Source organism: Kocuria sp. HSID17590 (genome assembly GCF_003989485.1).
Classification (GTDB): domain Bacteria; phylum Actinomycetota; class Actinomycetes; order Actinomycetales; family Micrococcaceae; genus Kocuria; species Kocuria salsicia.
Genome location: NZ_RBMB01000006.1, coordinates 1 through 13,732, shown reverse-complemented (window position 1 = coordinate 13,732; position 13,732 = coordinate 1). Strand labels below are relative to the sequence as shown.

At 71.2% G+C, this 13,732-nt stretch carries 12 protein-coding genes and 1 tRNA gene; 7 read left to right on the top strand and 6 right to left on the bottom strand.

Annotated elements, in window-relative coordinates:
- Window positions 1–2 precede the first annotated feature (2 nt).
- Window positions 3–716 (top strand): methyltransferase domain-containing protein, encoded by a 714-nt coding sequence (locus tag D8M39_RS02990; protein ID WP_126874364.1) that lies wholly within the window; start codon window positions 3–5, stop codon window positions 714–716.
- Window positions 717–858: 142 nt separating this feature from the next.
- Here the strand turns inward: D8M39_RS02990 and D8M39_RS02985 are convergent, their stop codons facing one another.
- From D8M39_RS02985 to D8M39_RS02965, 5 genes are all read right to left on the bottom strand, one after another.
- Window positions 859–1,671, bottom strand: a complete 813-nt coding sequence (locus tag D8M39_RS02985) for a nitroreductase family protein (RefSeq protein WP_055083694.1) — start codon at window positions 1,669–1,671, stop codon at window positions 859–861.
- A gap of 3 nt (window positions 1,672–1,674) precedes the next feature.
- Window positions 1,675–1,995 carry a hypothetical protein gene (locus D8M39_RS02980; RefSeq protein ID WP_238693927.1) on the bottom strand — a complete coding sequence of 107 codons (321 nt, stop codon included), beginning with the start codon at window positions 1,993–1,995 and terminating at the stop codon, window positions 1,675–1,677.
- 185 nt (window positions 1,996–2,180) lie between these two features.
- Window positions 2,181–2,753: an LppP/LprE family lipoprotein gene (locus D8M39_RS02975; protein WP_126874362.1), complete on the bottom strand. Its 573-nt coding sequence runs from the start codon at window positions 2,751–2,753 to the stop codon at window positions 2,181–2,183.
- 269 nt (window positions 2,754–3,022) lie between these two features.
- Window positions 3,023–3,589 (bottom strand): LppP/LprE family lipoprotein, encoded by a 567-nt coding sequence (locus tag D8M39_RS02970; RefSeq protein ID WP_161971374.1) that lies wholly within the window; start codon window positions 3,587–3,589, stop codon window positions 3,023–3,025.
- A 262-nt stretch (window positions 3,590–3,851) separates the two neighbouring features.
- Window positions 3,852–4,577 (bottom strand): LppP/LprE family lipoprotein, encoded by a 726-nt coding sequence (locus D8M39_RS02965; protein ID WP_126874360.1) that lies wholly within the window; start codon window positions 4,575–4,577, stop codon window positions 3,852–3,854.
- A gap of 275 nt (window positions 4,578–4,852) precedes the next feature.
- Here D8M39_RS02965 and D8M39_RS02960 point away from each other — a divergent pair, with 275 nt between their 5' ends.
- The 4 genes from D8M39_RS02960 (at window position 4,853) to nrfD (ending at window position 11,207) form a co-directional block, all read left to right on the top strand.
- Window positions 4,853–5,200, top strand: a complete 348-nt coding sequence (locus D8M39_RS02960) for a hypothetical protein (protein WP_055083704.1) — start codon at window positions 4,853–4,855, stop codon at window positions 5,198–5,200.
- 168 nt (window positions 5,201–5,368) lie between these two features.
- Window positions 5,369–8,839 (top strand): formate dehydrogenase, encoded by a 3,471-nt coding sequence (gene fdh / locus D8M39_RS02950; RefSeq protein ID WP_174233440.1) that lies wholly within the window; start codon window positions 5,369–5,371, stop codon window positions 8,837–8,839.
- A complete protein-coding gene (locus D8M39_RS02945) occupies window positions 8,836–10,095 on the top strand; it encodes a 4Fe-4S dicluster domain-containing protein (RefSeq protein WP_055083710.1) in 1,260 nt (419 codons plus the stop codon). The genes fdh and D8M39_RS02945 overlap by 4 nt, the downstream gene beginning before the upstream one ends.
- The gene (gene nrfD, locus D8M39_RS02940; protein WP_055083712.1) at window positions 10,092–11,207 is read left to right on the top strand and encodes an NrfD/PsrC family molybdoenzyme membrane anchor subunit; all 1,116 of its coding nucleotides are present in this window, start codon (window positions 10,092–10,094) and stop codon (window positions 11,205–11,207) included. Before D8M39_RS02945 ends, nrfD begins: the two co-directional genes overlap by 4 nt.
- 164 nt (window positions 11,208–11,371) lie before the next feature.
- On the opposite strand, the gene selD is transcribed toward nrfD, so the two are convergent.
- Window positions 11,372–12,409 (bottom strand): selenide, water dikinase SelD, encoded by a 1,038-nt coding sequence (gene selD, locus D8M39_RS02935; RefSeq protein WP_126874357.1) that lies wholly within the window; start codon window positions 12,407–12,409, stop codon window positions 11,372–11,374.
- A 110-nt stretch (window positions 12,410–12,519) separates the two neighbouring features.
- Here selD and D8M39_RS02930 point away from each other — a divergent pair.
- Window positions 12,520–12,614: transfer RNA gene (locus D8M39_RS02930), tRNA-Sec, on the top strand.
- 22 nt (window positions 12,615–12,636) lie between these two features.
- A partial coding sequence (gene selA, locus D8M39_RS02925; protein ID WP_126874356.1) for an L-seryl-tRNA(Sec) selenium transferase occupies window positions 12,637–13,732 on the top strand: 1,096 nt, incomplete at its 3' end.

The following is a 13,732-nucleotide window of genomic DNA, read 5'->3' as shown; positions in this document are numbered from 1 at the left end:
CCGTGGACCCGCTGCTGCGCCGTCGGGCCCTCGACGAGCCCGAGCTCATGGACGATCCCGCGTGCGATCCGCGGGCCCTGGACACCACCTACCGGATGTTCGGCGTCATCAACCTGCTCGTGGCCTCCTGGAGGGCGGTCTACGTGCGTGACCTCCGCCCGGTGCTGCGCGCCGCGGCGGGTGAGTCCCGCCCGGCCACGGTCCTGGACGTGGGCTGCGGGGGCGGCGACGTCGCACGGGCCGTGGCGCGCTGGGCCGCCCGGGACTCGCTGGAGGTGCGGGTCACGGGCATCGACCCGGACTCCCGGGCCATCACGTGGGCACGCGCGCACGACCGCGGGGCGGGAACCACCTACCGGACGGTGTCCAGTGCGGACCTCGTGGCGGCGGGGGAGCGGTACGACGCCGTGCTCTCCAACCACGTGCTGCACCACCTGGATGCCCCCGAACTGACCGGACTGCTGGAGGACTCCGCGCTCCTGGCACGTGGGATCGCGGTGCACAACGACCTGCGGCGCTCACGCCTGGCATGGCTCATCTACTGGGCGGCCACCCTGCCGCTGGCCCGCGCCCGCACCTTCGTGCGCTTCGACGGGCTGCTGTCCATCCGGCGCAGCCGCACACCGGACGAGCTGGCCGCGCTCGTGCCGCCCGGGTGGCGGGTGCGCCGCCAACGCTTCTTCCGCGTCCTGGCGGTGCACCGGGGAACGGACTGAACCGCGGACCCCACTGACCCGCGGACCTCACTGCCCCGTGGGCATGACTGATACATGGACCTGACTGATACATGGACCCGACTGGCCCGCAGGTCGGGCTGATCCGGGAGCCGACGCAGGAGGGGGGCAGACCGGGCCGCGGTCAGTCGGAACCGGGGCGGGAGTCCTCGTCCCACCCCAGCTGCGGCGTGGCGCACGTCTCCCGGAAGACGAACTGGGAGGGGCGCTTGCGCTCGCGGCTGGACCAGTCGATCGCGGGGCGGTGCGTGCTCTCGGGCACGTAGCCCAATCGGTAGACGGCCATGAGCTCCAGGTCTTCCGGGACCTCGAGCAGCTCCACGATCCGCGCCCACTGGTGCGGGGCCTCCATGGGGAAGGACACGAACTGGATACCCATGCCCAGCTCCACGGTGGTCAGCCACAGGTTCTCCATGGCCGCGCCCATGCTGAACACGGAGTAGAAGCCGGAGAGCTCCTCCGGCCGGTACTCGCCGCGCTCCAGCATCACGCCGAGCAGCAGCGGTGAACCGGCCACGAGTTTGCGGTTCTCCTCGCCGAGGGTCTGCGGCACCCGCAGCCGGTTCATGAGCTTCTGTCCGGACGGTGTGAACGCCCGGGAGGTGAACGGGCGCAGCAGGGCGGGCAGCCTGTCGAAGAGCATGCCGCTGCGCAGGGTGTCCATCTCCTTCTGGCTGAAGCGGAAGTACTTCTTGTACCGGTCGAAGAACGTTCCCGCGCCCATCACCTCGGTCATGCTCTCGCCGCTGATGCGGGCGATCGTCCCGATGGTCTCCCGGTCCTCGACCAGCACGAACCGCCACGGCTGGCTGTTGAACTGGGACGGCGCCGCCGCGGCCGCGCGGATCAGCAGCTGCTGGTGCTCGGGGCTCACCGGATCAGGACGGAACGGGCCGTTGGTGGTCCTGCGGTTGAAGACAGCGTCCAGGAACTCCATGGTTCACCTCCAGGCCAGCGCGAGGCCGGCCGCGTAGCACGGTGCCGCCGCGAGGGCGTCCCGCGTGTGGCGTGGCAGCGGGCGGGCACCGTGGCGCTGCAGCAGGACGAGGGGGACGAGCGTGGGGACCAGGGCGAGCGCCGTCGTCGACCCCTTCCACAACCCCGCCACCACGGCGGCCGCGGTGAGCGAGGACGTGCTCACGTACAGCGCGTGGTGCACCCACCGGAAGGAGGACGTGTCCACCCAGCCGAGCGCCGCGCTCGTCCCCAGCGCGCAGTTCGCGCCGTAGGAGCCCGCGGCAGCGGTGACGAGCGTGCGCATTAGTTCCACGGTTCCCCCCTCGACGACGTCGTGCCCCTCGCGGTCATCGTGCCACACCTCACACGCGCGGCCGGGAAACAGGTGTCCGCCGGACGACGTCGGAACGACGAGGGCCGACCAGCGGTCTGGTCGGCCCTCGTCGTCCGTCACCCCGGGGAACTGTCGACCCGCCGGGGTGGTTCTGGTCAGGCGTCCTGCGGCGGGAACTCGCCGGTGTGCACCACGCGGCCCGAGGCGGCGTCGTAGTGGAACTCGGAGACCGCCCTGCCCCGGGGTGCCGCGTTGGCGTCGCCGTCGAGGAGGTAGCGGTAGGTGACCCGCAGCGTGGAGTCGTCTACGCGCTCCACCTCCGGCTCGAAGCCGAAGTGCGTGGCGGACGCCGTGCCCAGGCACCGGCCGTGGGAGAACAGCATGATCGCGTCAGGCGAGGACGCCGTGGCGCCGGCCACCGTCACGGAGACCCAGGAGAGGCCCGCGCAGCCGTTGTAGGTAGACGTGTCCGCACCGTCAACGGCCCACTCCGGCGCGTTCGGCACGTCCGCGCTGTAGGGCGGCGGCAGCTGCGTGGCTGCCTGCCGCACGGCGTACTCGGGGGAGTCGTTGGGGCAGGGATCCGGGGCCGTCTGTGCGGTGGGCGACGACGCGCCCTGCGGGGCCGCGCCCGATGCGAGGGCGGGAGCGGAAAGTCCCCCGGCGAGCAGGAGTGCTCCTGCTGCGGCGGCGGTGGTGCGAGTGGAAAGACGTGCGAGGTGTCCCATGACGTGACTCCTTCGGTGTTTTCCGTACGGCCGTCGCTCGACGACCTGTTTCCACACTGGGGGCTCAACCGCGGGTGTGCAATAGCAAATAGCGCGAAAGGGATTGCGATTCGGTAACCTTCGCGAGCCGTTCGCGGGTATCCGAGAAGTGCGCCCCTGCCTTGCCCGCACAGGCGGGGACAACGACGGGGCCGCCCACCGGTGTCGGTGGACGGCCCCGTCGCGTTGCCCGGCGTCAGGCGCTCAGGCACCCGTGCCTCGGCAGGGGATCAGTTGTTCAGGTGAGGAGGCAGCTGGCCCTCCTGGGTGAGCTTGCCGGCGTCCTGGTCCCACGAGTACGTGGAGGTCGCCGTGCCGTGTGGGTCGGCGTTGCTGTCGCCGTCCTGCGGGTAGTGGAAGGTCACGTCCAGCGTGGAGTCGTCCACGCGGTCCACGTCCGGGGCGAAGCCGAAGGACCCGTTGGTGGCCGTGCCCAGGTAGGCGCCCTTGCGGAACAGCATGATGGTGCTCGGCGAGGAGGCCGTGGCGCCCTCGGTCTTCACCGTGATCCAGGACAGCTCCGCGCACTGGTCGTAGGTGGAGGTGTCCACGTTCTTGGTGTCCCACGCGCCCTGCTCCTCGTGGTCCGCGCCGAACGGCGGGGTCAGGACGGGGATCCAGCGCTGGGCGGCCTGGTCGCCGGTCTCCAGGCCGCAGTCGGATGCGGCGGCGGACGACGTCGCGGCCTCGGGCGCCTGCCCGGAGGCCATGGCCGGTCCTGCAATGCCACCGGCCAGCAGGAGGGCTCCGGCGGCCGCGGCGGTGGTGCGGGTGGAAAGACGAGTGAGGCGTCCCATGAAGTGACTCCTTGGATGTTTTCCGTACGGCCACCGGTGTGGCGACCTGGTTCCACCATGGGGTCTCGACCGCGGCTGTGCAAAGGCAAACCGCTTACGACGATGCTTGTAGGGCGCGTCGATGAGTCGCCGTCTCATTGTTTCCGCAGGTCAGAAGCATCGTGAGACGTGATGTCACGGTTGTGTCACGGAACCGGTGAGCCGTTGCCCGGCCCATCGAGCAGTTCGTCCCTCGGCCCGACGACCCGCCCGCAGCGGTGGGTCAGCCGATGCCCGGGGGCCACTCGCCGGAGTGGTCGATGGACTCGGTGTCGGGGTTCCAGGAGTAGACGGACACGGCGCGGCCACGGGCCTCGGCGTTGCTCTCGTTGCCCTCGACGAATTTGTAGGTCACCTGCATTGAGGAGTCGTTGAGTCGAACAGTCGTCGGGTAGAAACCGATGGCCTTAGAGGTGGTGGTTCCCAGGTAGTCACCGTTGTGAAAGAGCATCTGTGTGTAGGGAGAAGAAACAGTGCCCTTGATCCCGAGCGTCACCCAGGACAGCGCGGCGCATGGATCGTACGTGCTGTCGTCATCGACAACCCATCCGAAGTCTGAGCTGCTCGCTGGATCCGATGCATCGAACGGTGCTGGAACCTTGTCGAGGTTGTCGTCGACAGCCTGCTTTGCGCTGTCGGTGCCGCAGGACCCGGACGGTTCCGGGGTGGCCGACGACGTCGTCTCCTCGTCCGCGCCGTCTGCACCGTTGGGCGTCTCGCTCGGCCTGGCCGCGGGCTTCTTCGTGGGCTGGGAGGCGGGCTGCGTGCCGTCGAGGGCGGACGGCGTCGTCGTCGGGGCCTGCGAGCGGATCCCCGAGGTGGGCGCGTTGCGGGCGGCGGTCGACGTCGCCTGCGGCTCCTCCGCGGACTGTGAACCGCATGCCGTGAGCCCGCCGAGGGCGAGCACGAGCAGCGCTGGGATGACGACGGCGTGGCGTGTCCTGGGCATGGCGGGCCTCTCGACGAGTCCTTGACCCCGCAGACGTGCGGGACCCCGCCGGGAGGGCCGGGTGCCTCAACTCAACCACCACATAGATGCAAAGTGATGCAACGCGACCGTGTCGGCGCCGAGACACGCACATCGGGGTGCGGGAACGGCCGGGGTCGCCTCCGCTGCCGCCCGCAACGAACCCCCGCCGGGCCGGTGGAGGTGGCGCGCGCGGAGCCGTAGTCTGGCGGTGCCCGTGACAGCACGCGGCCCCAGAACCCGCGAAGGAGCACACCATGACCCAGCCCATCCCGGACCCCAACCCGCTGGACGATCCCGAGGTGCAGAACGAGATCCTCGGCAAGGACGAGTTCTCCGAGACCTCGGGGGACGAGGACGACGCCTGGGAGGAGGACGACGCCCAGTGGGGCCAGGACGACGACCCCCTGAAGCACCCCGAGGACGCGGACGCCCGGCAGCTCGCGGACGACGAGGACCTCATGGTGGAACCGGGCACGGACCCGGAGCTAGCGGACCCGGAGGTCGAGCGGATGATCGACGACCCGCAGGCTGACGAGGAGGTCAACGAGTCCCTCGAGGACGCAGGCTTCGAAAGCTCCGACCCGCTGGAGGACGAGGACTGAGCCACCCCGGGACACCCTCCGTGCCCGGAGCAGCGGGGGACGAACCCGGATGACGGGGCGCCGCGGCGTCGTCGACCGCCTGGGACGCGGCGGCCGGCGCCCGCGGTGAGCGGAGCCGGGAAACACCTGGTGCGCAATCGTGTCCGCGCGGAGGTCTATCCTTTTCGCATGTCTCGTTTCAGCCCCCTGGAGTGGCCGGTCATCCGCCAGCTCCGCACGGGTGACCGCACCGGCCGCAGCTCCGCGGTGCAGTCCCAGCACACCCGTGACCTCACCGCCCGCACCGCCACGGCGGACCGCGTGGTGCAGAGCATCTGCCCCTACTGCGCGGTGGGCTGCGGACAGAAGGTCTACGTCAAGGACGAGCGCGTCATCCAGATCGAGGGTGACCCGGACTCGCCGATCTCCCGCGGTCGGCTGTGCCCCAAGGGCTCCGCGAGCGAGCAGCTCGTGAACTCCCCGGGCCGCCAGACCCAGATGCTCTACCGGGCACCCGGCGCCTCGGAGTGGCAGCCCCTGGAGCTTGACACCGCGATCGACATGATCGCGGACCGCTTCCTCGAGTCCCGACGCCGCGGCTGGCAGGACACGGACGAGGACGGCCGTCCGCTGCGCCGCACCATGGGCATCGCGTCCCTGGGCGGGGCCACGCTGGACAACGAAGAGAACTACCTGATCAAGAAGCTGTTCACCGCGGCCGGGGCGGTGCAGATCGAGAACCAGGCCCGGATTTGACACTCCGCCACGGTTCCCAGTCTGGGAACCTCGTTCGGTCGCGGTGGCGCGACCCAGTCCCTGCAGGATATGGCCAACGCCGACTGCATCGTGATCCAGGGCTCCAACATGGCCGAGTGCCATCCCGTGGGCTTCCAGTGGGTCACGGAGGCCAAGGCGCGCGGTGCCAGGGTCATCCACGTGGACCCGCGCTTCACACGCACTTCCGCGGTCGCTGACAAGCACCTGCCCATCCGGGCGGGATCGGACATCGTGCTGCTCGGTGCGCTCATCAACCACGTGCTGAGCAACGACCTCTGGTTCCACGACTACGTGGTCAACTACACGAACGCCTCCAACCTGATCAGCGAGGACTTCGAGGACGCCGAGGACCTGGACGGACTGTTCTCCGGTTACGACGAGGAGAGCGGCGCCTACCACCTGAAGTCGTGGGCATACCAGACCGAGGACGCCGAGGGACAGGATTCCCACGGGGGTGCGTCCGACGACGCCGCGGGCCGCGGCGTCGTCAACCACGGCTCCGGCGGCGAGGGCGAGCACGAGCACGCCAAGGGCGCCAAGCAGCGGGCCGAGGCCGGTGGCGACGAGTTCGGCAGCGGCGGCGCGCCCGTGGGCGGAGGCGTGCCGGTGCGGGACGAGACCCTCCAGCACCCGCGCACGGTGTTCCAGATCCTCAGGCGCCACTACGCGCGGTACACGCCCCAGATGGTGCGGGAGGCGTGCGGCATCTCGGAGGCGGACTTCGAGTACCTGGCACGCTCCATCACGGAGAACTCCGGACGGGACCGCACCACGTGCTTCGCGTACGCCGTGGGCTGGACCCAGCACACCCTGGGTGCCCAGTTCATCCGCACGGCCTCGATCCTGCAGCTGCTGCTGGGCAACATGGGCCGCCCGGGTGGCGGCATCATGGCGCTGCGCGGTCACGCGACCATCCAGGGCTCCACGGACATCCCCACCCTGTTCAACCTGCTGCCCGGCTACCTGCCCATGCCCGAGGTGAGCAAGCAGACGTTCTCGGACTACGTGGACGGCATCCGCACCACGGAGCAGAAGGGCTACTGGGCGAACGCGGAGGCGTACGCCGTCAACCTGCTGAAGGCGTGGTGGGGTGAGGCCGCCACCGCGGAGAACGAGTGGGCGTACAACTACATCCCCCGCATCAACGGTGCCCACGGCACCTACCAGACGCTCATGGCCATGCTCGAGGACAAGGTGGAGGGCTACTTCCTCCTGGGGCAGAACCCCGCCGTGGGCTCGGCGAACGGTCGGATGCAGCGGCTGGGCATGTCCCACCTGAAGTGGCTGGTGGTGCGTGACCTGAACATGATCGAGTCCGCCACGTGGTGGAAGGACGGCCCGGAGATCGCCTCGGGCGAGCTGAAGACGGAGGACATCCAGACCGAGGTCTTCTTCATGCCCGCGGCCACCCACGTGGAGAAGTCTGGATCCTTCACGCAGACCCAGCGGCTCGTGCAGTGGCGCCACCAGGCCGTCGCTCCGCCCGGGGACGCGCAGAGCGAGCTGGAGTTCTTCTTCGAGCTCGGCAAGCGCATCCGGCAGCGGCTCGCGGACTCCGAGGACCCGCGGGACCGTCCGCTGCTCGACCTGACGTGGGACTACCCGCTGGACGAGCAGGGCGAGATCGATCCGGTCTCCGTGCTGGCCGAGATCAACGGGCGGTTCGAGTCCGGGGAGAACGCCGGTGAGCCCCTGAGCAGCTACGGCCAGATGACGGCGGACGGCAGCACGTCCGGCGGGTGCTGGATCTACGCGGGCATCTACGCGGACCGCGTCAACCGGGCGGCCATGCGTGTTCCGGGGTGGCAGCAGGACGAGATCGCCTCGCAGTGGGCGTGGGCCTGGCCCGCCAACCGGCGCATCCTCTACAACCGCGCCTCCGCGGACCCGAAGGGCCGGCCGTGGAGCGAGCGCAAGAAGCTCGTGTGGTGGGACGAGGAGAACCGCCGCTGGACCGGAAAGGACAACCCGGACTTCCCTCTGGACCGTGACCCCTCGGCGCGGCCGGGACCGGACGTCGCCGGCCCGGACGGCCTGGCGGGCAACGACCCGTTCATCATGCAGGCGGACGGCAAGGGGTGGCTCTTCGCTCCCAAGGGGATGCTGGACGGGCCCCTGCCCACGCACTACGAGCCGCAGGAGTCCCCGGTGGCCAATCCGCTGTACGCGCAGCAGCAGAACCCCACGCGGGTGATGTTCCCGCGGGAGGACAACCTCTCCGCGGCCAGCGGTGACGCACCGGGAACGGACGTCTACCCGTTCATGTTCACCACGTACCGGCTCACGGAGCACCACACCGCCGGCGGCATGAGCCGGTGGCTGCCCTACCTCTCCGAGCTGCAGCCCGAGATGTTCTGCGAGATCTCCCCGGAGCTCGCGCAGCTGAAGGGGCTGGAGCCCTACGGGTGGGCCACCATCGTCTCCCCGCGCTCGGCCATCGAGGTCAAGGTCATGGTCACGGACCGTATGACCCCGCTGACCGTGGCGGGCAAGACCATCCACCAGATCGGCCTGCCGTACCACTGGGGTGCGGGCACGGACGCGGTGGTCACCGGTGACGGTGCGAACGACCTGCTGGGCATCACGCTGGACCCCAACGTGCAGATCCAGAACTTCAAGACGGGGTCGTGCGACATCATCCCCGGGCGGCGACCGCGTGGTGCGCAGCGCAACGAGCTGGTGCGCGAGTACCAGGAGCGGGCGGGCCTCACGGTGCGCACCGGCATGGAGCGCATCACGGACCCCGAGCGGGAGCTCAACCAGGATCCGCTGCGAGCACGCGACAGCGGTGACACCGCGGGCCGGTCCACGGCCTACCACCCGGGGGAACGCCCGGAGGACCACCCCGCGGACCACCCGGCGGACCAGGAAGAGGACAAGTGAGCACGGACCGGATGACGCCCACCTCGGCCTTCGAGGACGACACCTACTGGGAGCACACGCACCCGCGGCGCGGCTTCTTCACGGACACCTCCATCTGCATCGGCTGCAAGGCCTGCGAGGTCGCGTGCAAGGAGTGGAACCGCAACCCCGCGGACTCGGACTACGAGATCCTCGGTTCCTCCTACGACAACACCGGCGGCCTGGGCGCGGACACGTGGCGCCACGTCGCGTTCATCGAGCAGTCCCAGGAGCGCGTCGAGCAGGCCCGCGAGTCCGGGCGCGCCCTGGTGAACCTGGGGATGCCGCGGGTGGGACCCCCTGCGGCGTCGTCCGCGCCGTCGTCCGGCGGGTGCGCGTGCGGCCCGGCCGCCGGGGACGACGTCGCCGCCACCGCCTCCCAGGGCGGGGCGTGCGGCTCGGGCGGGTGCGCGTGCGGTTCCGCTCCGGCACCCGACGACGCCGCGGGGCCCGGGTGCGCGTGCTCGTCCCAGTCCACGCCGGGCGTCACGGCGCCCGTGGGCTGCGGTTCGGGTGGCGGCTGCGGAGGTGGCGCCGCGGCGTCGTCGTCCTCCGGCGCGCCCGGCACGGCCGCGGAGGACTCGCCCGTGCTGGACACCCCGGACTTCCGCTGGCTCATGTCCTCGGACGTGTGCAAGCACTGCACCCACGCCGGCTGCCTGGACGTGTGCCCCACGGGTGCGCTGTTCCGCACGGAGTTCGGCACCGTGGTGGTCCAGGAGGACATCTGCAACGGCTGCGGCACGTGCGTGGCCGGTTGCCCGTTCGGTGTGATCGAGCGCCGCAACGACGGCCTGGTGGAGCCCAAGACGCAGCGCGGAGCCCCGCCCATGCCGGACACCGTCAAGGTTCCGCAGGACGGCATCGCCCAGAAGTGCACGCTGTGCTACGACCGCATGAAGAACGACCAGACCCCCGCGTGCGCGCAGGCGTGCCCCACCACGTCCATCAAGTACGGCGAGCGGGAGAGCATGCTGGAGACCGCGCAGCACCGCGTGACCCAGCTGCACGAGCAGGGCAAGACCGAGGCGCGGCTGTACGGCGCGAACCCCAAGGACGGCGTGGGTGGTACGGGCTCCATCTTCCTGCTGCTCGACGAGCCGGAGGTCTACGGCCTGCCCCCGGACCCCCGTGTGCCCACCGCAGACCTGCCGCGGATGTACAAGCGGGCCGGAGCCGCGGTGCTGGGCATGCTCGCGCTGGGCGTGGCGGCCTTCACGGCGGGTGATCGCTCATGAGCATCTCGCCCTACGACAGCTACCGTCCGCCGGAGGAGCCGCGTCGCAAGAAGCGTCGTCGCAACAGGCCCGCCGGGGGTGGCGCCTTCCGCCGCGGCGGCGGGGACGGCTCCCGCGAGGTGGCCATGGTGCCCGAGCCGGAGTTCACCTCCTACTACGGCCGCCCGATCGTGAAGGCCCCGCCGTGGGACTCGAAGATCGCCACCTACCTGTTCCTGGGTGGACTCTCCGGCGGCTCCGCGATCCTCGCGCTCGGCGGCCACCTCACCGGCAGGCCCGCGATGCGCCGCAACGGCCGGCTGGCGGCGCTGACCGCGGCCGGGCTGGGCGGCATCGCGCTGGTCGCGGACCTCGGGCGCCCGGAGCGCTTCCTGCACATGATGCGCACGTTCAAGCCCACCTCGCCCATGAGCATGGGCTCGTGGGTGCTCGCCACTTTCTCCACGAACGCGGGCGTGGCCGCGACGGTGGAAATCGACCGCATGACAGGAGAGCGTCTGCCGCTGGGCCCGCTGCGCCCCGTGCTGCACGCGCTGGAGCTGCCCACGAGCGTGGCCGCCGGTCTGCTCGGCGCGCCCATGGCCACCTACACGGCCATGCTGCTCAGCGACACCTCCGTGCCCACGTGGCACGAGATGCACGGCCACCTGGCATTCGTGTTCGCGAGCTCGGCGTCCCTGGCCTCGGGCGGGCTGATCCTGCTCACCACGCCCACCTCCGAGACGGGGCCCGCGCGCTTCTTCGCGGTGGCGGGGGTGGCCGGGGAGCTCGTGGCCATGCACGTCATGAAGAAGGCCATGGACCCCGTGACCGTGGAGCCCCTGGAACAGGGGAAGCCGGGGGAGTGGTTGGAGTGGAGCGAGCGGCTCTCGATCGCCGGTGGTCTCGGTGCCCTGCTGGGGGGACGACGCCGCTGGGTCGCCGCCGTCTCCGGCGCCGCCTTGATGGCCTCCTCCGCACTCACCCGCTTCGGCGTGTTCTGGGGTGGCAAGGAGTCCGTGAAGGACCCCAAGTACACGGTGATTCCGCAGCGCAACCGCCTCAACAAGCGGCGCGCGGCGGGCATCACCGACGACTCGATCACCACGGGCCCGCAGCACCCGCAGGGCTGAGACCGCACCACCGTGCGGCGGTCGCCGGGCGGGGCTCCCGCCGGCACCGCAACGGCCACCGCGCGGGCCTCTGCACCGGGCACTGAGGCGGTGCGGAGACGCAGACGCTGCGCACTCGACTCGGTGCACGGCCACGACCGCCCGGGCACTGCCCCGGGGATGCCTCAGCGCACGGTGACAAAGGTCTCCGCCGCGTCCGGAAGCGCGGTGGTCTCGCCGATCACCGGGCAGCCCGGGACCTCGCCGACCACGAGCAGCCCGCCGGAGGTCTGGGCGTCCGCGAGCAGCAGCAGGGTGTCCTCGGTGATTCCCGCCCCGGCGGTGAGGTAGGGACGCACCCAGTCCAGGTTGCGCCGGGTGCCGCCGGAGACGAAGCCGTCGCGCAACGCCTCGGCGGCGCCGTCGACCAGGGGAACCGCGGTGGCGTCGATCGTCGCACCCACGCCGGAGGCCCGGCACATCTTGTAGAGGTGGCCCAGCAGACCGAAACCGGTGACGTCCGTGGCGGCCTCCACCCCGGCGGCCAGCGCGGCCTCGGACGCCTCCTTGTTCAGCGACGTCATGGCCTCGATGGCCGCGGGGAAGACCTCGCCGGTGGTCTTGTGGCGGTTGTTGAGCAGCCCCACACCGATCGGCTTGGTGAGGGTGATCGGCAGACCGGGCCGGGCGGCGTCGTTGCGCATCAAGCGCTGCGGGTCCGCCGTGCCGGTGACGGCCATGCCGTATGTGGGCTCAGGAGCGTCGATCGAGTGCCCGCCGATCACCGGGCAGCCCGCCAGCTGGGCCACGTCCAGCCCGCCCTGGAGCACCTCCGACATCAGCTCCATGGGCAGCAGCTCGCGCGGCCAGCCCACCAGGTTGATCGCGACCACCGGAGTGCCGCCCATGGCGTAGACGTCCGAGAGGGCGTTGGCGGCGGCGATCCGACCCCAGTCGTAGGCGCTGTCCACCACCGGGGTGAAGAAGTCCGCCGTGGAGAGCACGGCGAGGTCCGGGCGCACGAGGACGGCCGCGGCGTCGTCGCCGTCGTCCAGCCCCACCAGGACGTCCGGCGCGTCCTGCCCCGTGAGTCCGCGCACGGCGTCCTCGAGCTCTCCCGGCGGGATCTTGCACGCGCAGCCACCGCCGTGGGCGTAGCTCGTGAGGCGGCCGGTCCCGGGCGAGGGCACGGAGACGGACGGGGACGCGGGGGAATCGCTCATGGGCCCAGTGTAGGAACGGCCGCGGACACGCACTGTTGACCCGGCGGTGCCGCGGAGGGCTCCGGCCGGCCCGTGCGGGGGCGTCGTGGGCCGGTGATACATTCGCTGGCGGAGGCGTACGTGTCCTGGTGGGCGCCCCGGTCTTCAAAACCGGTGAGACCGAGCACCTCGGTCTGGCGGGTTCGATTCCCGTCCGCCTCCGCCACCGTTGAGATCCCAGGAGCACCGTGAGCACTCAGGACCCCCGCCGCCGGATCCCTCGCACGGACCGCGTCCTCGCGGAGCCCGAGGTGGTGCGCGCCGGGACCGGACTGGCGGACGCCGCCGTGCGCCGCGCCGTTGTCGCCGCCCAGGACCGTGCCCGCGCGGGTGAGATCGCCCCGGAGGACGTGGTGGGGGCCGTCGTTGCCGCGCTGACGGCCCAGAGCCCGAGCTCCCTGACCCCGGTGCTCAACGCCACCGGCGTGGTCGTGCACACCAACCTCGGCCGGGCCCCGCTCTCGGACGCCGCCCGGCAGGCGGTGCTCGACGCCTCCGGCTACGTGGACGTGGAGCTCGACCTGCGGTCCGGGCAGCGCTCGAAGCGCGGGGTCGGGGCGCGCCAGGCGTTGCTGGAGGCGTGCCCGGCCGCCGAGGACGCGCTCGTCGTGACCAACGGCGCGGCTGCCCTCGTGCTCGCCACCACCGCGCTCGCCGCGGGCCGCGAGGTGGTCATCAGCCGCGGCGAGTTCGTGGAGATCGGCGCGGGCTTCAGGCTCTCGGACCTCATGGAGTCCACGGGCGCGCGGCTGCGCGAGGTGGGCACCACCAACCGGACGCACCTCGCCGACTACCGCGACGCGCTCGGCCCGGACACCGGGTGCCTGCTGAAGGTGCACCCCAGCAACTTCCGGGTGGCCGGCTTTGCCTCCTCGGTGCCGCTGCGCGAGCTGCGGGCGCTCGCGGACGAGCACGGCGTGCCGCTGGTCGTGGACGTGGGCAGCGGGCTGCTCACCCCGGACCCCGCGTTCCCGGACGAGCCGAGCCTCTCCGAAGCACTGGAGGCCGGGGCGGACGCGGTGATCGCGAGCGGGGACAAGCTCTTCGGCGGGCCCCAGGCCGGTCTGCTGCTGGGCCGCGCGGAGACGATCACCCGCCTGGCGCGTTTCCCCCTGGCCCGGGCGGTGCGTGCGGACAAGCTCACCCTGGCGGCGCTGGAGGCCACGCTGCGCGGCGGGCCCACTCCCGTTGCCCGGTCCCTGCACGCCGACCCCGAGCGGCTGCGCGAGAGATCGGAAGAGCGTCGCGTAGGGCAAGGGAGTGCAGAGCAGCGTAGAGCTCGGG